Consider the following 21,264-nt stretch of genomic DNA (forward strand, 5'->3'; position numbering starts at 1 on the left):
CCTCAAAAGATCTTGACAAAGAACGTGATAATGTTGTTCCATTCTTTTGTTAAAAATCGAATCGTAAAGCTAATAATCAATATGATGCCGATAATCGATGCAATGAGGCTTGCTCCCATCAAACCGACTTCTAACTTATTTTTCAATTTTGTAACCAATGCCCCACACAACCTTTAAATATCTCGGATTTTTTGGATCTGCTTCAATTTTCTCCCGTATTTTTCGAATGTGTACAGCAACGACATTTTCCGCATTGTACGCCTCTTCGTTCCAAACCCGTTCATATATTTCTTGTATCGAAAAGACGCGACCAGCATTCGTGAGCAATAGCTCGGTAATTTTATATTCAATCGGGGTGAGCTTGACAATTTCTCCATTGAGTCGAACTTCTTTTGCTTCACGATCGATTGATAAACCATTTACTTCGATTTTCGAATTGGTTGCTCCATTGTACGTACCAAGTTGGGTATATCGTCTTAATTGGGATTTTACTCTAGCTATCAGCTCTAACGGATGAAAAGGTTTTGTAATGTAGTCATCTGCACCAATTGAAAGTCCATGTATTTTATCTGTGTCTTCCGCTTTCGCACTGAGCATAATAATCGGGATATTTCGTTCCTCCCGAATCCTAAACGTTGCTTGAATGCCATCTAAATTCGGCATCATGATATCAAGGATAATCAGATGCACTTCATTTTTGGAAAGAATTTCGAGAGCCTCTTTTCCGTCTTTTGCCTTCAACACATTGTATCCTTCGTTTTTTAAATAAATTTCGATGCCGTCACGAATGTCCTGATCATCGTCTGTTACAAGTACAGTAAGTTGCATTCGCATCTCCTCATCTCTTTTTCTTATAGTTTTATCATAAAGTATGTTTCTTACAAAATTGCTAGGGAAAATCTTAAGAATTTCTGAAGAACAACAAAAAGAAAAGAAAAACTACTTAAGGTCCCCCTTAAGTAGTCTCTTTAGATACAACATCATTTTGCTGTTGTAAATTTACTTCTTTCGTCTGTTTAATCGATTTTCTACTACCAAGAGTCAGCACCAATATGCCCCCAAGCAGTAACATTACGCCAATCCAACTAGTAGGGCTTAAATATTCTCCAACTAAAAACACACCGAGTAACGCTGCCGTTAAAGGCTCCGCTAACGATAACGTCACCGCAGAAGAAGAACTGATTTTCTCAAGACCTGCTAAATACAATATGTAAGCTAAACTCGTGGCAAAGAGCCCCATAAAGAGCATAGGCCAAAGATTTTGCGTATTTAACACCCACGAAACACCATTTTGAGAAAAAGGCAGTAAAAATATAGCGGATAACGTAAAGGTTAACGCAACACTCGGTAACGTCTCTTCCCTTTCAGTTAATTGCTTGCTGCTATTCGTATAAAGTGCAAACATCGACCCAGCACATAGGGCAAGTAAGATTCCTAGAGGATGAATCGTCGTTTCTCCACGATTAACAAATAACAGGATGCAACCGATAATCGCCAGCAACGTGGCAATTCCCCAAACTCGACTTGGTCGACGTTTAAAAATCAACCATTCAATAATTCCTGCAAACACCGGCGAACTTCCAATCGTAACGACCGTCCCAACAGCAACTCCTGTGTAACGAACAGACGTAAAAAATAAACTTTGGAATAAAGCAATTGTCAATGCAGCTAAAATCGTCCATTTCCAAGACCATTTTTTTAAGTTGATTTTTCGCATCCCGAGGACTGCAATGAGTAATACCCCTCCTCCAATCGCTGATCGTACTCCAGCAACAGCAATCGGTGAAATGCCTTCCTGTAAAAAAGTTTGGGTTGTCCCAACGGTTCCCCAAAACATCGCTGCAAGCAATACAAAGATATATCTCAATATGTTCATTGCATATCCTCCCACTCAAAATACAATTTATTGTAATGCTATCATAATTTTTAATTGGCAACATCGGAATTTTGATTTAAAAACTCTTCGATTCCCATAATAATATTGTAAAATAAACTTACCATTAGTCAGAAATTTTCTTTAAGGGAAATCATAAATGAAAGGCGGGTCATGTTGTGTACAAAACAGTGAGCGAGACGGCAAAAGATATTTCAATGACTGAAGAAATGGTCCTGCGTTACATTTATGAAGGGCGTATTAAAGCAGTTCATGATGGAGAACAATTTCTCATCAATAGCGCTCAATTTGAAACATACCACGAACAATTAAAGCAAATAAAGAAAGAAATTGAATTTTGGCGGAACACGCCTATACCAGAAGATATTGACGTCAAAGATGAAGATTAACAAGGGTTGCCAATGCAACATATTAAAAAATGATCATCCAACCCCACATGGATGATCATTTTTTCTCCAATTATATTTCCTTTCAATGGCTTCATCCCCTACCATAAAATTAAGACATCATTTCAGATAGCACAATTCTCAATGCTTAAAATAAAATATAAATGTTGATTCTTTCGATGAAGTTCATCATATGAATGGTTGAATATAATCTTTTAGATTTATAGAAATAAAATGCCTCTTAAACCGAAAGTTTTTCAGAAGCATTTCCAGAAGCAACTAATCTATATTGTTACCACAAAACCAGCACGTTTTCCGATAATTTCAGCGTAATCTTCTACCATCACACTTGCAGTTGGATACATTCCAGCACCTGGGCCAACAAGAGTCAGCGTTCCGATATAGTTTGTTTCCATCGTAACCGCATTAAATACATCGTCAATTGGATAAAGTGGGTGTTCTTTATCAACTAGCATTGGTCCAACTTGGGCAAAAATTGTACCGTCTGCTAACTTTTCCACTTCTGCGACGTGACGATACCTTAGTCCTTTTTCAGTTGCCTCTTTCACTTGTTCCGGCGTAATGTCATCGATTCCTATTACTTTTACATCATTCCAGTTCGGCTGCTCACCAAAAGCCAGGGCAGATAAAACCATGAGCTTTTTAAAAGCATCTTGACCTGAAATATCCATAAATGGATCCGCCTCTGCATATCCAAGTGCTTGTGCTTCTTTCAACGCTTCTTCGAAAGACCATCCTTCCGCACGCATTTTTGTTAAAATATAATTGGAAGTACCGTTTAAAATACCCTGTATTTTTGAAACATCATTCACAAGCAAAATATTTTTCATAGTTTTAATTACAGGTACTCCGCCTGCTACTGTTGCTTCAAATCCAACAAAGACGCCATTTTGTTTCGCAAGTTCCTGCAATTCAAGTCCATATTTTGCAAACATGACTTTATTCGCTGTTATAACATGGCATTTATTCATAACCGCTTTTTTCAAATATGTGTATGCGGGTTCTTCTCCTACAATGGCTTCAAAAACAACTTGCAACCCCTTAACAGATAAGCAATCATCAATACTATCCGTCAATAGATGTCGCGTTCCTGGAACTCGCTCCTTTGTAGTGTCACGCACTAAAATTTTTGCCACTTCTAGTTCGACACCTAATTTATTACGTAAATCTTCTCGCTTTTCATTCAATATATGATAAATGCCTTGACCTACTGTGCCAAATCCTAAGATGGCCGCCTTGATTGTTGCCATTTCCTTTTCGCCTCCATCTTTCTTTCCATGAAATTACATTGTTGAATAGTGAGTGCAGCGAATTCGTACTACACAAACACTTTCTTCAGCGGATGAAAATAATAAAAAATTCAATATTTTTTGAAACATACAGAAATTTTAACGTATATTTCAAAGGAACTCAAGGGAATTCTACCCAAGATGGACAATTGTTTTCTTCAGAAGGGCATATATATGCATAACTGATTCATTTTTCGTTAAAATAAAAAAGCCAGTACTATATTATTGTACTGACCAGTCATTCATCTTATCATGATGCATGCACTAATAATGCAGTTTGATAGTTACGTAAAATCTTTCTCATCAATCGTTCTTCTTCCGCTGAAAAGGCAGGAACAGCAAAAGGTCTTCTTATCAATTGGAAATCCCCATATGTTAAAAACCATTCTTTTGCAGGTTCTAAAATTGGTTGTTCACCCAATTCTTTATATGCATCGTATACTTCTTTTACTATATACCCGTGTGCTAAAAGCGTATAGGTTTGCTCTTTATACGGGCTGTATCCAAAAACACTTTCCCACTGTTTTTTTACTATTTCAAGCAAATGTTGCAATGATTTTGCATTTACAAAAGTATTCATGTCATTTAATTCGTATATGATATAAGCCGCAAAATTTTGGGCACTATAAATCTTTTTCATAGGATTCAACTCCTTTTAAAGGGGAAAGCCATTAAAGGCTTTCCGTAAACATTTAGGGGGAATTATTGAAAATACCAAATACAATGGCATTCAATCAACTCTTATATACACTATAAATGATTAAACGAAAAAATTCAAGTAACCTAATTAATTTACTAGGAATTAATTTTATATATCGAAAATGGGGTGTCTAGAATTGAGAACGATTGGTTCTACCAAAATGACAGATCAGCCTATTTATTAATGTGAATTGTATTCGAATGGGAATACAACTCACATCGTATTAAATTATTTTTGCTACAAATGAGTAGCCTTTCGATTAAACGCCTTTGAGAAAAATTTGAATTATCTACTGCAAATGAGCAGCCTTACTCAATCAATTATTTTAAGAAACTTTGAATAATTGGATCGGCTGCGAATGAGCAGCACTTTCCTATTAAATTTTCACTGCAAATGAGCATTTTATCTTTTGGACCATAGAGGATTTTAATGTTGTACATGAGCAACCTCTTCTCTTAACGACTATTATGGGGAGCGTTTAATGCTTTATTTTTTAACAGCCGCAAATGAGCAGCTATTATTAGCGATTCAATAGCGGTTCTTAGAGGGCTTGAACGAATGATTAAGCCTTATTTACACTAAATTCTGCCTCAGCTTTTGCTAAAGCTTGATCTAAATCTGCAATAATGTCATCTACATTTTCTAAGCCGATGGATAAGCGAATGAGTTCTTCTCCTACTCCAGCAATTTTTAATTCCTCAGCAGATAATTGTTGGTGAGTTGTTGATGCAGGATGAATAATGAGCGATCTTGCATCTCCAACATTCGCTACGTGAGAGAATAATTTCACGTTGTCAATTACCACTCGACCTGCTTCACGACCACCTTTAATTCCGAATGTTACCATTGATCCGTAACCGTTTTTTAAATATTTCTTCGCAAGGTGGTGAGATGGGAAGTTTTCATCCCCTGGATAATTCACATATTCTACGTATGGGTGGTTTTTCAAGAATTCCACAATTCTTTCTGCATTTTCACCATGTCTTACATAACGAAGATGAAGGGTTTCTAAACCTTGTAAGAAGCTAAACGCTGCATCTGGCCCTAAAGTTGGACCTAAGTCACGTAATAATTGTACACGTAATTTTGTTGCAAAAGCAGCTTCGGCTGTATCAATACCATAACGAATTCCGTGATATGTGTGATCGGGCTCAGTGAATCCTGGGAATCGACCTTGTGTCCAGTCAAATTTACCCCCATCTACAACAATTCCTCCGATTGTTGTACCGTGTCCCCCAATCCATTTTGTTGCCGAGTGTATTACGACGTCTGCTCCAAATTCAATTGGGGTGCATCCATATGGAGATGGGAACGTATTGTCAATAATTAATGGTATGCCATTATCGTGAGCGATCTTTGCCACCGCTTCAATATCTAAAATATTTAAACTAGGGTTTCCTACCGTTTCAGCATAAATCGCTTTTGTTTTGTTCGTAATCGCTTTGCGGAAGTTTTCTGGATCTCTTTCATCTACAAATTTTGTAGTAATTCCCCAGCGCGGCAATGTGTTTGCAAATAAGTTGTATGTTCCACCATATAAGGAACCAGCTGAAACAATTTCATCTCCTGCATTAGCGATGTTTAAAATGGAGAATGCAATCGCCGCCTGACCGGAAGATAAAGCAACAGCTGCAGTACCACCTTCTAGTAAAGCAACACGCTTTTCAAATACATCTACAGTTGGATTCATAATGCGAGAATAAATATTACCCACTTCTTCAAGAGCGAATAATTTGCGCGCATGTTCTGTGTCTTTGAATGCATATGCTGTTGTGCGATAAATAGGAACAGCAATAGCACCTGTAGTAGGGTCAGGTTGTTGGCCACCGTGAAGTAATAACGTTTCTGGCTTGAATTCGGACATCGTTTTCTCCTCCTAAATAAATAATTGATGGATTTCTTGAGGAGGCATTGAAGTAAAACAAAAACCCTCTTCTTATATAAGAAGAGGGTGTTGTATGCACGTACATTTCCTCCTCTTATCTTTCAGATCAATATGATCTGTAGGATTTAGCACCTTTGCAATTTTCTTGCCGGTTGCCGGGCATCATAGGGCCTAGTCCCTCCGCCTCTCTTGATAAGAGTATTGATTTGATTTCCATCGTTGGATTAACTATAAAACATAGTATGCCACTCTGTCAACTAATTTTTTAAAAAATTTGAAACTATTTTTTATTTTATTGAGTATAATATATTAAAATGCACTTTTCTATAAAGGAGTCCAATAGAATGATAACTGCAGTGATTACATTTCTTATTGTCGGCTATTTTATTGGATGTATTCATGGGTCAAATGCAGCACAATTACTTTCCGGTGTGAATTTAAAAGAAGCTGGACTCGGCAATGCAGGAGCTTCCAACGCTACTCTTACGCTGGGCTGGAAATACGGCATACTTGTTGGATTCATTGATATCGGAAAAGGAGTTTTTGCGATTATCTTAACAAGATATTTTTTAGATCACTATACACTATTTGAAACTGAACAAATCTCAATATTGCTCTATTTGACAGGTGCCGCAGTAATTCTAGGTCATAATTTTCCCATTCATATGCATTTCAGAGGCGGTAAAGGAACTGCTTCCCTCATCGGAATTTTCCTTGCAATCAATTGGAAATTTGGTCTACTTTCTATGATAGCTCTTGTCATAGTTTCCTTATTATCCAACTATTTAATTATCGGTGTATTCTTTTTGTATATCGTTTTTGCTATAAACTCTTTGCTGTTTGAACCAACTATTTGGCCATTTATCATCGTAATATTGCTGTTATTGGTTGCAACGATTTTACATTTAGAAAACATTAAACGCATTAAACTCGGGACAGAACCAACCATCAACGCAGCTTTTAAAAGAGAGAAAGATGAAACCGCATAAAAAAAATCTCCCGTAAAGGTAATACACCTAACAACTACGGGAGGTTCTTTTTATTTCATTCATCGATATGAGAATTATCACGATATATTTCTTTTCCCTTAAAATAAGTTAACACGACTTTCGCTTCACTTATCTCACTAGGAGGTATTTTAAAGATATTTTTATCTAATATGATAAAGTCTGCTTGTTTCCCCACACGAATCTTCCCAATCCATTCTTCTTTTCCTATTTGTCTTGCCGCATAGATGGTGTAACTACGAAGCATTTGTTTCAACGTAGCACTTTCTTTTGGCCATAATGGTTTAAGATTTTTTTCTTCTTTTGCATGAAGTCTAGTCATTCCCGTTTCAATTCCGTATAGTGGATTCAACTCGCCAAAAGGATAATTACTCGAAGATGCAACTGGTAATCCCCGCTCAAAATAGCTTTTCATTCGATGCAAATCTTTTAATTCTTCCACCTTTTCTTTAACTCCCATTGTGTGATAAAAGAGAGATGGCTGAACAGATGGAATCAGACCAAACTTTCGAAATTGGGTTAAATTTTCCCTCGTCATAAAAGGGATATTGGAAATAGTATGCTTGAAATTCTGTTTTCCATTATGCTCTCGAACATATTCAAACACCTTTACAATTTCATCTAATTCCCCATCTGCTTGCACATGTATTCGAAAACCTTCCCGATCTAACAATTCCAACAGTTGATAAAACTTGTCCCTATTCCATGAACCATCTTTTGATAAAACTTCTGCACCATACAATTTCACCGTTTGGTAACTATAATTCTCTCCCTGATACTTATCTCTCCATTCCTTTAACGAATCAATTTGTTCTAATCCTTTAAAAGGATCTACGTATAACCCTAACTCATAGGAAAGCGTCAGCTTACCTTGTTGATCAAGTTCATCAATAGCTTTTAATAAATTTTCCGAATGGTATCGGAACGGAATAAATACTGCCGTAATTCCATATGTTGCCGCTTCTTTTTGAAATTCCAACAATGCTATCTTATATTGTTCTACTGTAAAATCTGGTTGAGGCAAAGATTGGATAACTACTTTAATGAACTGTCCTTGAACTACTCCCAACTCGCCTTTTTCTAAAAGGTCAATTTGTCCTTGTTCCTGTTTTTCTGTTTCTACATCCAATCCTGAAATTTCGATTGCTTTTGAGTTAACCCAAAGCTCGTCTCGATGATTTGAAAAAGCTACAAACGGGATATCTGAAACAAGTTGATCAATTAATTCTCTCGGAGTTTGTCCACTCTTTTGACTCGCTTCTTCCGTCACATTTTGATTCCATCCAACAGCACGAAGCTGCCTTAATTGTGGATTTTGTGAACGATACGTTAAAATCGCTCTTTTATATTGTTCAAAATTTGAGTAAGGGGTTAAGTCCAATAAATACAGTTTCTCGGCTTTTAAATATGCATAATTATGACCGTCAACAAATCCTGGCAATAACAGCTGATTATCTAAATGCATTACTTTCGTTTTTGGACCTTTATAGGCTTGTACGCCCTCCCGATCTCCTACATAAACAAACTTTCCATTTTTCACCGCAATGGCTTCTGCTTTCTCGTTTACTTTGTCGACAGTAAATACTTCAACATTTTCAATTACTAAATCCGCTTGAACAATTTCTTCTTCTGCAACAATTGGTTTGAAATGGAAAGCTACCAACAATAACACGAGAAGTACGATGAAAATACGTCTTTTCATGTATACCACCTCGCTTCTTTAGGAACGTTATTTCAATATAGGATATTCATTTTTCAATAATGAATACATTTTATGTATTGATACAAGTTCAATAATTGTTCAATTACTGTAAAGTTTTAACCATATATTAACTGGTAAAATAAGGGAATGAATAATCGATCTATTTCTTACTATCATTAAGTGCCCCACAAAACACGTCGGCTTACGGTACAGGTGCTTTTTCTTTAAAATTGGGAATACCTTAATGAATGAGCTTATCTTCTAGTACTCTTTTTCAACAACGTACTGTAAATCGATTGGGGCTTCTATAATTCAAATTTTTGTCATCTAGAAGAAAGTGTACTAATATAGCCTTAAAGGATGAAATTCACGCTATTATTGATGAATACATAAGGGGTGTAAAACATGAGTGTAAAAGAGTTATTACGCAGCCATACTTCTGTTCGTAAATATACAGGAGAAGAAATTCCAAGAGAGACGGTTATTGACTTAATTCAAACTGCTCAAATGGCTGCATCTTCTCATTTTGTACAGGCTTACAGCGTAATTTGGGTAACAGATGAAGAAAAGAAGCAAAAGCTTGCGAAACTATCAAACAATGAATTTCAATTTCAAACAGCAGGCGCCGCTTTTCTATTCTGCGTAGATTTTAAACGTTTAGAAGCGGCTGGAAAAAAACATGGTGTTGATATCACTGTGGACACAGCGGAAAATGTATTAGTTGGAGTGGCCGATGTATCAATTTTTGCTCAAAACTTTGTCATCGCCGCAGAAGCAGAAGGTTATGGAATTTGTTATATCGGAGGAGCACGAAACAATCCGAAAGAAATCAGCGAATTATTTAACTTGCCTGATTACGTCTTCCCTCTCTTTGCGATGACGATTGGTAAACCAACGAAAGTTAATGAAACGAAACCGAGATTACCAGTAGAAGCTGTGTTACACGAAAATGAATATAATGTTGAAAAATATGATGAACTGTTAGATGAATACGATGCAATCATGGAAAAATATTATGCTTCTAGAAGCTCGAATCAAAAATTGGCAAACTGGACGAAACAAATGGCAGATTTCTTAATCGAACAACGACGTCCTCATATTAAAGAATTTTTAGCTTCTAAAGGTTTTACTTGGAAATAATCTATTGAATAGTAGAGCTATCCAAACAATTTAACGGTATAATTAATAAGTTATAAAAATTCTTTCCATAAAGGATTAAGGTAATTACAAAGGAAAGATGAACATGAAACAAGATAAACAAGTCACTTTATCCCTTGAACAACAGCATTTCAAACATGTTAAAAGTTACTATCGTACATTAGCAGAAATTAACTTATGCTTAGGGAATATTCATCGTAATATCGAACGAAGAATCCAGAAGCAAAAATATCGCTATGCAACGGAATATGTAAATCAATATATTTCCTACACAAGCGTCTGGAATATCAAATTCGTATATAATTTAGAGAATCCAGAAGTGGCACTACTGCAGTTTTTTCATTTAGACTACATTTTTGAGCATGAACCAAAAAATCGTTTTAAATCAGAACGCCTTCAGCTCGAAGAACAAAGAAAGCTCTTTTCAACAGTGAACCCATTTAAAGAAGAACAAATACAATTAAGAAAACAACAAATGCTCAAATTTATAAAGGAGCGTTCAAAAAAATCAACTAAAAACGAAAAACTTGAACAATAAAATTTCCCGAAGCAAATGCCTCGGGATTTTTATTATTGGCCAATATTGACTACACCTTCAATTTTCAACTCTTTCACCGGTAAAAACATTTCTCCAGTTTCAAAATACCGAATGACCACTTCGTCCCCTTCTTTTAAGTAAATGGAAAGCGGTTCATTTTGAGAACTGACAACAAAGTTTTGACCATTATGCAGTAAGAAGGACACAATTGTGTAATCCCCTACTCGCTCTTTATAGACGCGAAGGACATTCCCTTTAATCGTTTTTTGTTCTGCATTACTCGATCCTTCCACCGAACTTGCTCCTCTTGTTAAAGCCGTTTTATATTGTCTTAGCGCTTCATTTGGTGTGGATCCATAAACGGAAATTTCCGGATTCGCTGCAGATACAATAAAGTAATTTTGCAAGAAGCCGTTTGAATCAAGCACAGGAGCAAGCCAACTTGCTTCACCGTAGAAGTTATAAAGAATAGGCATTACTCCTTGCCACTCTTTTTCAATAAACTTCTTCTCTATAATAGCTAATGCCCCTTGAGAATCCATGTATGATTCTTCTAAATTCCCTGTATAATACACCGCTTCACCTGTTCGCGCGTGAGTCAATGAATAACCGAGCATCGAATCAACGCCTTCTTTCGGACTTGTAAAATCAGTAAAATAATACATTTCTCCATCTTGATTAAAGACTGGACTCACATTCGCTTCTGTTCCTTCATCAGAAGGCAATTTCACATCTTTTTTTCCAAAGAGACTATTCCAAAATCCATGCACATATTTTCCGAAATAACTATTTTGAAGGCTCACTGCTTCAGGCGATACAGCACCATCAATAAATTTCGGCACTTCTTCTAAAGGAATTTTTTTCGTCTCTCCTGAATAAGCATCAACCATGACGATCCCTTTTACATCAAATCCATTTCGGGCAGAAATGAATTCACCATAGGAACGGATATAATAAGGTGTACCATCATCATCCACCTCAAGCTGAGGCTCACCGTAGAAAATAAGTGTTGGATATTGTAAACGTATATGGCGCTCTAAATTTTTATTGAAAAAGGCAGACGGTACATAGACCATTTCTTTCGCAACAAATACTGGATTATCATTGGAATCCGTTGCACTCATTTTAAAATAGCCGGGCGTTGTATCCCCATTTAACCATTTGAAAAATCCTGAAAACTCAACGGGAGCAATATAAACAAATTCACCGTTTACTTTTTGAATTTGCAAGTTCCCAAGCTCATAGTAACTTGTATTAGGCACCTGTCCGAATGCTTTTTTCATTTTATTTTCCGCAAAATGCGGCGGTACGCTGGCAGGTGTTTTTGTTTCATCAAAAGGTTCAATTTCGACTTTTTGCTCCATTTTTGCAGACTCATACTTTTCATCCGCATTAAAAATGGGTGCTGTAAGCATATATATTAATCCAATTAAACTAGCTAAAAACAGAATCCCTTTGATATTTCGTTCTGCTCCACCAGATGCCAATATACCCATTAACAATATAACAGGTAATGCATAAATGAAAATTGTCCAATGCACATCAATTTTCGTCAAATATACGAATAGAAAATAAATAATCCAACTACCGATGAATACAAATAATAATGATTGCAAGAATTGTTTAAATGATAATGTAGCTTCTTTCGGCAATCTTCTAGTAATTGGAACGATAAGAATCGTTGTAATAATAGAAAATATTAGAGTCGTGATGAGTAATTGTGTCATCCTATTCACCATCCTTCTTCTATTCTACGGTGGGTAGCTATAAATAGTTTCAATAATTTCAATAGTAATTTTTGACACAAGTAATTTTTGACACAGCATTTTTCTCATCATAAAAAAGGAAAAATGATACAATAGTGGCAGTATTAATAAGGAGGCAGCGTCATGAAAGAAAAGGTTATTGAACGATTGATTCGATACGCTAAAATCGACACACAATCTGATCCGGAAAGCTCTACAACCCCTTCTACGAAAAAACAATGGGACTTATTAAATGTACTAAAAGATGAACTAGCCGAAATTGGACTTACAGACATCACATTGGACGAGAATGGCTACTTATTTGCCACATTACCATCCAATACAGACAAGCCTGTACCAACTATTGGTTTTTTAGCTCATGTTGATACATCACCAGATTTTTCTGGAACAAATGTCCAACCGAAACGAATTGACAATTATGACGGCGGAGATATTCAATTAAACGATGAATGCACTCTATCCCCTAACCAATTCCCAAATTTAAAAAATTATGTTGGACAAACATTGATTACAACAGATGGCACGACGTTACTCGGAGCAGATGATAAAGCTGGAATAGCAGAGATTATGACGGCAATGGAATATTTAGTAAATCACCCTGAAATTAAACACGGAAAAATTCGAGTTGCCTTTACTCCTGATGAAGAAATTGGTCGTGGGCCACATAAATTTGATGTCAAAGCTTTCGGTGCGGATTTTGCTTACACGATGGATGGCGGCCCACTAGGAGAATTACAGTACGAAAGCTTTAATGCAGCAGCTGCAAAAGTAACAACTCGCGGAATCAGCGTACATCCTGGTACTGCAAAAGGAAAAATGGTCAATGCTATCACGATGGCGATAAAATTCCATAATTTCATGCCTCAAGAAGCAGTTCCTGAAAAAACAGAAGGCTATGAAGGATTTATTCACTTGATGAATTTTAATGGAACTATTGAGGAAGCAACTCTTTCTTATATTATTCGCGACCACGACCGCAACAAATTTGAAGCGAAAAAAGAATACTTCCGAATGGTTGAACAGCGAATAAAAGAAGAATACGGTGACAATGCCATCACTGTCGAATTAGAAGACCAGTATTACAACATGAAAGAAAAAATCGAGCCTGTAAAAGAAATCGTAGACATTGCAAAACGAGCAATGGAAAATTTAAATATTCAACCAATCGTCGAACCGATCCGCGGAGGAACTGACGGCTCTCAGTTGTCCTATATGGGTCTGCCTACTCCAAATATTTTTGCTGGCGGAGAATACATGCACGGTAAATACGAATTTGTATCTGCCGAAACTATGGAACTCGCTGCAAAAGTCATCATCGAAATCGTCAAACTCTTTGAAGAAGAAAATCGAGTAGGAGGGAGCGATTAACTCCCGTCCTCTCACACCACCGTACGTACGGTTCCGTATACGGCGGTTCAATTAAGATCATTGACGCAAGTTTTCATAACGAGCTTCAAGACTTTTCAGCCCTTGGTTTCTCCAATAGGAGTTACCAAGGGTTCTGTGTAATATTGGACTATTTGAAATACGCCAATAACTCTTCCGAGTATTTCCCCATTCATACGCTTGCCATTGTGGTACGCCAAGTTGAATAAGGTTGCGTATCTTTGTTTTCGGTTTCTTCCAGTTCTTCCATAGACACATCCGAAGTCTTCTACGAATCCATTTATCTAATCCAAGGAATATAGATTTGGTGTCTGCCAAGGCAAAATATCCACACCATCCCATTAGATATTGATTCAGTTTCTGAATGCGGTATTCCATCGGGTAGGGCATCTTGCGTGATGTGATTTCACGAACTTTATTCTTCACTCGTTTAAGGCTTTCTTTTGCGATACGAACCTTTGGCTCTTTATGATAGGTAAAGCTAAATCCTAGAAACTTACGTTTCCATGGACGGTCGACCGCTGATTTCTTCTCATTTACTTTCAGTCGTAGTTTTCCTTCAATAAATCGCTGGATACTTGCCATTGTGCGAAGTCCTGCTCGTTTACTTTTCACGTAAATGTTACAGTCATCCGCATATCGAACGAATTTGTGTCCTCTTCTTTCCAATTCTTTATCTAGTTCATCTAGTACAATGTTAGATAGTAGCGGACTTAATGGTCCTCCTTGTGGAGTTCCCTCAAATGTGTTTGACACCACACCATTAATCATGACTCCCGATTGTAAATACTTACGAATCAATTTCAGTAATGGTTTATCTTGGATTCTCTTCGCGAGTGTACCCATTAATCTGTCATGGTTGACCTTATCAAAGAATTTCTCCAAGTCCATATCTACGACCCATCGATGTCCATCTCTTATATATTCTTTCGCTTTCCTCACCGCATCATGAGCACTTCGGTTTGGTCGAAATCCGTAGCTGTTTTCAGAGAATGTAGGGTCATACACTTTTGAAAGTACTTGGGCGATTGCTTGTTGAATCAAACGGTCTGTTACGGTAGGGATTCCTAGTAAACGAACACCGCCGTCAGGTTTCGGGATTTCGACTCTGCGGACTGGCATTGGTTCATAAGTTCCCTTGAGAATTGCCTCCTTAATAGATAGCCAGTTTTCGACTATGTGCTGTCGTAAGTTTTGTACAGGCATCATATCTACTCCATGGCTTCCTTTATTCTGTTCTACACGTTTTAATGCTTGAAGCATGTTCTCCCGTGACAGGATTTGATTCAAAAGCATCGTTATTCTCCTTCCGTGAATAGCTGTTCTCTTTATGCCAGTGGTCACTCCACCCTCCAAGAGGTCCCCCACGGGATTCACCGCTTCCTTCCTCAAGTGAGGTACTACGTTTTCTGTGTTCATCATGACTCACTGAATGCCAAGGGCTATTCTCTCTTAATTGTTCGGTCCTTCTTAGTTGTTCTAGACCAACTAATACTATGACCTCTGCTGACTTCTGACGGTTCAGCTACTTATCACTAAGTAGGTTATGAAGCGTACTTCACCTATCCGCCAGACCTCCCCGGGTAAGTACATGCACTTTCACACCATCTATCCGCCTCATTTACTCGATATGACCTTCGACAGAAAGAGCTTTGTTTTGTTTGGCAAACTCACTCAATCATACCTAGCCTTATATGAGGTTCGTGTTCCTCGGACCGGTGTTTTGCCTCCAGCTTCCTTCAGATTCCGCGTCACCACGGACACCCTTGCTCTTGGCTAACCTCTACTTCTGTCTTCGGGGTTCGGGACTTACACCCTATAGTTCATGTACATGCCGGGCGCACCAAAATAAAACTTACGAAGCATTTTGCTTCGTAAGTTTTTTATTTTCATGTTTGAATATTCTGTTAATATATTTGTAGTATAGAATTTTTCGATATTTTCTCTAAGAAAGTAGGTATTAATAAAATGAAAGAAATCACTCTTGGCATATTTGCAGCCTTATTTTTTGCGGTTACTTTTATTTTAAATCGGTCCATGGAGTTAAGTGGAGGAAGTTGGCTGTGGAGTTCTTCACTAAGATTTTTCTTTATGCTTCCCTTCCTTATTGCCATTGTTTCTTACCGAACTGGTTTTGAAAATTTACGTAGAGAAATGAGAGAAAATACTTCAAAATGGTTGCTCTGGAGTTTCGTGGGCTTTGTTCTTTTTTACGCACCACTCACCTTTGCAGCAGCTTATGGACCTGGTTGGCTTGTGTCGGGAACGTGGCAGTTTACGATTGTTGCCGGTGTAATTCTTGCACCGTTATTTGTAACCGTCGTAGATAACAAAATCATACGTCAAAAAATACCGCTCACTTCCTTATTCATTTCATGCATTATTCTAGTCGGTATTATGCTTATTCAAATACCACAAGGAAAAGAGGTAACTTTCAATCACTTACTGCTTGGAATGATTCCGGTAGTCATCGCTGCCTTTAGTTATCCGCTTGGTAATCGAAAAATGATGGAGTTATGCGGCAGTCGAATCGATACGTTTGAACGTGTGCTTGGTATGACCATTGCATCGCTGCCAGCTTGGTTTATTTTAGCTGTTATTGCGATTTGTACAGTGGGGCTCCCTTCCATGAACCAAGTCATACAATCCTTAATTGTCGCTGTTAGTTCCGGTGTAATCGCCACGACGTTGTTCTTTATTGCCACAGACCGTGTGCGAAATCATCAAGGAAAACTTGCTGCAGTTGAAGCCACTCAATCGATGGAAGTCGTATTTGTCATTATCGGAGAAATGATAATACTTGGAGTTCCTCTACCAGATCCAATTGCACTTTTCGGTCTTGCGGTTATTATCGTAGGCATGCTACTTCATAGCTATCACACAGCGATTATAGGAAAAAAATCAGACCTATCAGAAAAAGCCAAACTTCTCCAATGACGTTTGGCTTTCCCCTTCTATATCATCTCCAAACAAAATCAGCAAAAACATGTTATGTTAAACACAGTGAAATAACATAGAGGTGATACGATGCCCGTTTTAACATATGAACAACTTACTTTCCTAAATTCCTATAGTATTGTTACAGAAGAGCCGAAAAATCCTTTATTTACATTGGAAAATATACATAAAGAATTTTTTCTAAAAGATTTTCTGAAGCTCATGATGGAAATTACTCAAGCAAGTACAGAGGCTGCAGCTATATCCCATTTCAGCTGTCGCTATGGATTATTCGTTGCTACCCAATTTTATTTTCTCACTGCTTATGATGAAATTTGGGACGGAAAATTAGAAGATGTTCGTTACTTCCATGTACATGAATATGGTATGGATACGCTCGGAACATACATTACTCCTACAGACTTCCGCTATGTAGAAGAAAATGAAAGGGAATATGTCATTTCAAAAATCCTGTATCAAGCCCATCAAATTATTGTACAACTTCGCCAAACAACAACCATCTCTCCTCTTACTCTTTGGGAGAACATCTTCGGGTATATGTTGTGGAATTATAATGTATTGCTACAAAATCCTCTGCTGGCAGACCGAGCTTTTGAAGATATCGAAATACTTGAGGATACAAAAGTATGGCAACGTTTTTCAAATAAATCTTGGTTTTATGAATATACAAAAGGAAAAAATCCGATGGAACTCGTCAATTCGCCAGTGCGAAAAAGTTGCTGCTTTACAAAGGATATTCCTGGATTAAACGCTTGCACTTATTGTCCAATAAAATAATGTTAAGAGATTTCCTGCTTATCAAAGGTAGTTACTTTGATAGAGTAAATAGGAAATCTTTTTCTTTTTTATAACATTTTCTTCTCAATTAATCAAAAATTTATTAGAGCTAGTAGATGCAAGACTTTCAAAATTTTGATAAAATTAAAAAGCACTCTTAGGAGAAAGGATTGGAACCTATACATATGCATGAAGAAAGTCATGAACCTACCTTATTGAATAGAATTGTAAGTATTGCCTTTATTGTTATCGGTGCATTTATTGCTGCTTATGGTCTTGAAGCCGTATTAATTCCAAACAGCGTATCTGATGGTGGAATTACCGGAATATCTATTATTCTCTCTACGCTTACCCCACTTCCGTTAGGTCTTTTCTTAGCGATTTTAAACATCCCATTTATTTACTTAGGTTATAAATTAATCGGAAAAACTTTTGCAATTAACTCCATTATTGGTATCGGTACATTATCATTTGCTACTTCGATTATGCATCATATCCCAACTATTATTAATCAGGATTCTTTATTAGTCACAATCTCAGGTGGTATATTACTCGGGATTGGTATGGGTCTAGCATTACGTAACGGCGGCGCCTTAGACGGTACGGATATGCTTGCTGTATTAATTAGTAGAAAAGTACCTTTTTCAACTGGTGAAATCATTTTAGTTATCAATGTATTTATTTTCATTTTCGTCGGTTTTGTATTTGGCGTTGAAGGAGCTCTTTCTTCAGCAATCGCCTATTATATCGCTTCAAAAGTTATTAGCATCATCGAAAATGGTCTTGAAGATGCGAAGTCCGTTACAATTATAAGCAAAAATTCCCGAGAAATCGGAGAAGCGATTATCAATCGATTAGGTCGTAGCGTTACTTATTTAAATGGGATTGGTGGATATGCCAACGAGCCAGTTGAAATTGTTTATTGCGTCATCAACCGAATGGAAGAAAGTAAATTAAGAACCATTGTCAGACAGAAAGACCCAAATGCATTTATTACTTTCAATGATATTGCAGAAGTTCGTGGCGGCAATTTCAAGAAAAAAAATATCCATTAATTACAAAAAAATCGATTCCAAAGAAAAAACAACAAGTTTCAATACTTTGTTGTTTTTTCTTTTTTACAAATACTCACCCATATATTGTTCTCATCTCTTTCACCGCTTCAGTTGAATACTTTGTAATAAATTCCCCATGACCTAAATCCTTCAAAACCTTTTCTTTTATGTTTGGAACAACTTGTTTTAAGTATTTGATGGATTTTTCAGGGATGATTTCATTACTGCCGTACCAATAATACATTTCTGTTGAGTTCCGAAGGGATTGTTGTAATGAAAATTTGAATAACTCTAGAAAGCAATTTTCAATACTTTTGAGAGAAATTTGAGGATATAAAGCCTTCTTTAAGCTTTCAACATCCACATCGTAATAACTTAATAACGAGCGCATTTTAGGATGTAATTGATTATTTCGTAAGTCTAACAGGATTTTTGATAAAATCATCGCTGCCGTTTTCGAATAAATCCCTAAAGGAAGATAGTAGGCTGCATCTAAAATTACTTTTGATATTTGTATTTTTTGATTCGCTAACAACTTTAATAAAATGGTTCCACCCATCGAAAAACCGTATGCCCCATGTACATAATCCGTATATCGACTTAATATATAATTTTCAATTTGTTCTGTTTCTTGATCAATACATTCAAAATGAGATGACGAATCTCCATTATGTCCATCCAGAGAAGGAATAATTAAATAATAATGCTTTGATAATTCATCTATGAGTGGATTAAAACTTTCCCAAGTAACGGCCATTCCGTGGATTAATAACAACTTCGGGTTTCGGAGATTCCCAAACTCGTGAAATTCCATATCCATCTTCCTTTTTTCACTTAGTTTGGATATCCTTTTCACCCTTATACTAGAAATGAATGAAAATTAAAAAGGCTTGGTCTATTCCAAGCCCTCGTTTGAAACTTTCTTATATTCAATAAACCAATCATCGTCTTGTTTTTTGTATGCAACTCCAACATATCCATTATGTAATAGGTTCTGTTGACCTTCAATATCTCCCATTGAAATAAACACCGATTCATCTCTCAATTGCAAGTGTTTGTGCAAATATTTCACGAAAATATATCGCATTTTCCGGCCGTACTTTTCCTTCAATGCAGCAATATGCATTCCTTGATGAAATTTATCTTTTATGCTTGGGATATTATAAGGCATGACTGTCGCTAGCACATAATCGAATTTCGATGTATCAATTTGGTTCATGATAATCGTTGCCATCTTTTTTTGTAATCCATATCCACGGAAATCAGGATGCACATTTGAAATTTCTTGATATAATATTCTTTTCAAATCTGCTTCATCCGTCAATCCAATATCTCTTCCCAGACTCTGATCATCTACAATTGGGATTAAGAGCGCACGAAAAGCAATGAGACGATCATGATTAAAAATTCCAATCATCAATCCATTGCCCTTTAGAATAAATAAAAATTCCTCCGCAGAAAGAGGCTCTAACGTTTCTTGATTTGGCAGTGCTTTAACAACTTCTTGTTGGAGATCTAAAATCCGTTGTAAATCCTCTACCGTTAATCTTCTGACATAATAGGGAATATCCCCTAAAACACCTTGTTCTAACACTTCAGACATGTCTTCCACCTTTATTCAATAATGCAAGAATCTGTTGTTAATTGAGATAAAACCTCTTCATCAATTTTTACACCTAAACCTGCTTTTTCATTCAACTCAATAAATGGAATTTTATAACTTTCCTTTAAATCCCCAATATCCGTTTTAAATTTAAGTGGCCCCGTTAATTCCACACTCGTAATAATTTTTTTCGAAAAGGCTACATGAAAACCAGCAGCCGATCCAATGGATGACTCCACCATCGAACCAATTTGACATTCAATTCCGGCCATTTCCGCCATTGTCGCTAGTTTCACCGCAGGATAAATTCCTCCGCATTTCATTAGCTTAATGTTCACTTTATCTGCAGCTTTTTTTGCAATAATTTCCCTCATATCACGAACATTGCAAAGGCCTTCATCAATCATAAGAGGTATGTTGGATTTTGATTTAATTTCAACCATTGCCTCAATATCATCTGCAACCACTGGCTGTTCAATCCAATCGATGCCCATGGATTCCAAATATCGCAATGCTTTTAAAGTATTTGCGCTATTCACCCATCCTTGGTTTACATCAATGCGAATGGCAATTTGTTCTCCAACCCGTTGTCTTACAGCTTTAATTCTTTCTACATCACTTTCTACATCTCTGCCAACTTTCATCTTAAAAGATCGATAGCCTTCTTTTACTTTCTCTTCTGCCTCATCTGCCATTTTATCAGGCTCATCAATGCTTAATACGTGAGTAATTGGAAATTTTTTATGAAATCTTCCTCCAATGAGTTGATAGATAGGTACTCCAAGTTTTCTTCCCACAACGTCAAAACATGCAATATCGATTGCCGCCTTTGCACTCGGTGCGCCTTTTAATATGCGATTCATTTTGTCATGAATTTTTTCAAAATGAAAAGGCGTTTCATTAATCATCGCAGGTGCTAACGAATGTTTTAACACATGAAACGTGGATTCAAACGTCTCACCTGTTACGTGTTCATCCGGTACACTTTCTCCCCATCCAACGAATCCCTCATCCGTTGTAAGTTTTACGATAATCGATGGCATCGTTGGATACGTACCGTAACTAACAATAAAGGGTTTTATCAGTGGGAATTCCACTGCAAAAATTTCTATGCTCTTAATATTCATCAAAGTCAACTT

General features: G+C 36.8%; 20 protein-coding genes and 1 riboswitch. Of the genes, 8 read left to right on the forward strand and 12 right to left on the reverse strand.

The genetic code is table 11. The features are described from left to right. Positions 1-2: 2 nt before the first annotated feature. The 3 genes from UtA1_RS16935 to UtA1_RS01700 all read right to left on the reverse strand — a co-directional run bounded on the left by UtA1_RS16935 (position 3) and on the right by UtA1_RS01700 (position 1,876). Positions 3-158, reverse strand: coding sequence for a hypothetical protein (locus tag UtA1_RS16935; protein ID WP_172597806.1), 156 nt, complete (start codon positions 156-158; stop codon positions 3-5). Next, positions 136-828 carry a response regulator transcription factor gene (locus UtA1_RS01695; RefSeq protein WP_096549848.1) on the reverse strand — a complete coding sequence of 231 codons (693 nt, stop codon included), beginning with the start codon at positions 826-828 and terminating at the stop codon, positions 136-138. The genes UtA1_RS16935 and UtA1_RS01695 overlap by 23 nt, the downstream gene beginning before the upstream one ends. 127 nt (positions 829-955) lie before the next feature. Then, complete coding sequence (locus UtA1_RS01700) at positions 956-1,876, reverse strand: DMT family transporter (RefSeq protein ID WP_096549849.1); 921 nt, start codon at positions 1,874-1,876, stop codon at positions 956-958. A 176-nt stretch (positions 1,877-2,052) separates the two neighbouring features. Here UtA1_RS01700 and UtA1_RS01705 point away from each other — a divergent pair, with 176 nt between their 5' ends. Continuing rightward, the gene (locus UtA1_RS01705) at positions 2,053-2,283 is read left to right on the forward strand and encodes a DNA-binding protein (RefSeq protein ID WP_096549850.1); all 231 of its coding nucleotides are present in this window, start codon (positions 2,053-2,055) and stop codon (positions 2,281-2,283) included. 281 nt (positions 2,284-2,564) lie between these two features. Here the strand turns inward: UtA1_RS01705 and UtA1_RS01710 are convergent, their stop codons facing one another. The 3 genes from UtA1_RS01710 to UtA1_RS01720 form a co-directional block, all read right to left on the reverse strand. Further along, entirely contained in the window at positions 2,565-3,551 is a 987-nt protein-coding gene (locus tag UtA1_RS01710) for a homoserine dehydrogenase (protein WP_016837661.1), read from the reverse strand. 289 nt (positions 3,552-3,840) lie between these two features. Further along, positions 3,841-4,230: a hypothetical protein gene (locus tag UtA1_RS01715; RefSeq protein WP_096549851.1), complete on the reverse strand. Its 390-nt coding sequence runs from the start codon at positions 4,228-4,230 to the stop codon at positions 3,841-3,843. A 622-nt stretch (positions 4,231-4,852) separates the two neighbouring features. Continuing rightward, positions 4,853-6,154, reverse strand: a complete 1,302-nt coding sequence (locus UtA1_RS01720) for an O-acetylhomoserine aminocarboxypropyltransferase/cysteine synthase family protein (protein ID WP_096549852.1) — start codon at positions 6,152-6,154, stop codon at positions 4,853-4,855. 112 nt (positions 6,155-6,266) lie between these two features. After that, positions 6,267-6,374, reverse strand: a riboswitch (SAM riboswitch). Between the two features lie 145 nt (positions 6,375-6,519). Here UtA1_RS01720 and UtA1_RS01725 point away from each other — a divergent pair. Then, positions 6,520-7,164 carry a glycerol-3-phosphate acyltransferase gene (locus UtA1_RS01725; protein WP_016837658.1) on the forward strand — a complete coding sequence of 215 codons (645 nt, stop codon included), beginning with the start codon at positions 6,520-6,522 and terminating at the stop codon, positions 7,162-7,164. Positions 7,165-7,219: 55 nt separating this feature from the next. Here the strand turns inward: UtA1_RS01725 and UtA1_RS01730 are convergent, their stop codons facing one another. After that, on the reverse strand, positions 7,220-8,884 hold the full coding sequence (locus UtA1_RS01730) for an amidohydrolase (protein WP_096549853.1): 1,665 nt from the start codon (positions 8,882-8,884) through the stop codon (positions 7,220-7,222). Positions 8,885-9,289: 405 nt separating this feature from the next. Between UtA1_RS01730 and nfsA the strand changes: the two genes are divergently transcribed. Together nfsA and UtA1_RS01740 are read left to right on the forward strand one after the other, a co-directional pair. Next, positions 9,290-10,024, forward strand: coding sequence for an oxygen-insensitive NADPH nitroreductase (nfsA, locus tag UtA1_RS01735; RefSeq protein WP_016837656.1), 735 nt, complete (start codon positions 9,290-9,292; stop codon positions 10,022-10,024). A 103-nt stretch (positions 10,025-10,127) separates the two neighbouring features. After that, positions 10,128-10,580, forward strand: a complete 453-nt coding sequence (locus UtA1_RS01740; RefSeq protein ID WP_096549854.1) for a hypothetical protein — start codon at positions 10,128-10,130, stop codon at positions 10,578-10,580. Between the two features lie 32 nt (positions 10,581-10,612). Here UtA1_RS01740 and UtA1_RS01745 read toward each other — a convergent pair whose 3' ends face one another. Further along, positions 10,613-12,307, reverse strand: a complete 1,695-nt coding sequence (locus UtA1_RS01745; RefSeq protein ID WP_096549855.1) for a hypothetical protein — start codon at positions 12,305-12,307, stop codon at positions 10,613-10,615. Between the two features lie 162 nt (positions 12,308-12,469). On the opposite strand from UtA1_RS01745, the gene pepT reads away from it, so the two are divergent. Further along, positions 12,470-13,714: a peptidase T gene (gene pepT, locus UtA1_RS01750; protein WP_096549856.1), complete on the forward strand. Its 1,245-nt coding sequence runs from the start codon at positions 12,470-12,472 to the stop codon at positions 13,712-13,714. Between the two features lie 57 nt (positions 13,715-13,771). On the opposite strand, the gene ltrA is transcribed toward pepT, so the two are convergent. Beyond that, on the reverse strand, positions 13,772-15,028 hold the full coding sequence (ltrA, locus tag UtA1_RS01755; protein WP_096552356.1) for a group II intron reverse transcriptase/maturase: 1,257 nt from the start codon (positions 15,026-15,028) through the stop codon (positions 13,772-13,774). 672 nt (positions 15,029-15,700) lie between these two features. On the opposite strand from ltrA, the gene UtA1_RS01760 reads away from it, so the two are divergent. The 3 genes from UtA1_RS01760 to UtA1_RS01770 all read left to right on the forward strand — a co-directional run bounded on the left by UtA1_RS01760 (position 15,701) and on the right by UtA1_RS01770 (position 18,522). Then, on the forward strand, positions 15,701-16,669 hold the full coding sequence (locus tag UtA1_RS01760) for a DMT family transporter (protein ID WP_096549857.1): 969 nt from the start codon (positions 15,701-15,703) through the stop codon (positions 16,667-16,669). A gap of 90 nt (positions 16,670-16,759) precedes the next feature. Next, positions 16,760-17,467, forward strand: a complete 708-nt coding sequence (locus UtA1_RS01765) for a Fe-S oxidoreductase (protein WP_096549858.1) — start codon at positions 16,760-16,762, stop codon at positions 17,465-17,467. Between the two features lie 185 nt (positions 17,468-17,652). Further along, a complete protein-coding gene (locus tag UtA1_RS01770; RefSeq protein ID WP_096552358.1) occupies positions 17,653-18,522 on the forward strand; it encodes a YitT family protein in 870 nt (289 codons plus the stop codon). 73 nt (positions 18,523-18,595) lie between these two features. Here the strand turns inward: UtA1_RS01770 and UtA1_RS01775 are convergent, their stop codons facing one another. The 3 genes from UtA1_RS01775 to UtA1_RS01785 form a co-directional block, all read right to left on the reverse strand. Then, positions 18,596-19,336 carry an alpha/beta fold hydrolase gene (locus UtA1_RS01775; protein ID WP_172597807.1) on the reverse strand — a complete coding sequence of 247 codons (741 nt, stop codon included), beginning with the start codon at positions 19,334-19,336 and terminating at the stop codon, positions 18,596-18,598. A gap of 81 nt (positions 19,337-19,417) precedes the next feature. Then, positions 19,418-20,125, reverse strand: coding sequence for an N-acetyltransferase (locus tag UtA1_RS01780; RefSeq protein ID WP_096549860.1), 708 nt, complete (start codon positions 20,123-20,125; stop codon positions 19,418-19,420). Between the two features lie 11 nt (positions 20,126-20,136). Then, positions 20,137-21,252: a mandelate racemase/muconate lactonizing enzyme family protein gene (locus UtA1_RS01785; protein WP_096549861.1), complete on the reverse strand. Its 1,116-nt coding sequence runs from the start codon at positions 21,250-21,252 to the stop codon at positions 20,137-20,139. Positions 21,253-21,264: the final 12 nt, after the last annotated feature.

The organism is Ureibacillus thermosphaericus (assembly GCF_002370195.2).
Lineage (GTDB): Bacteria > Bacillota > Bacilli > Bacillales_A > Planococcaceae > Ureibacillus > Ureibacillus thermosphaericus.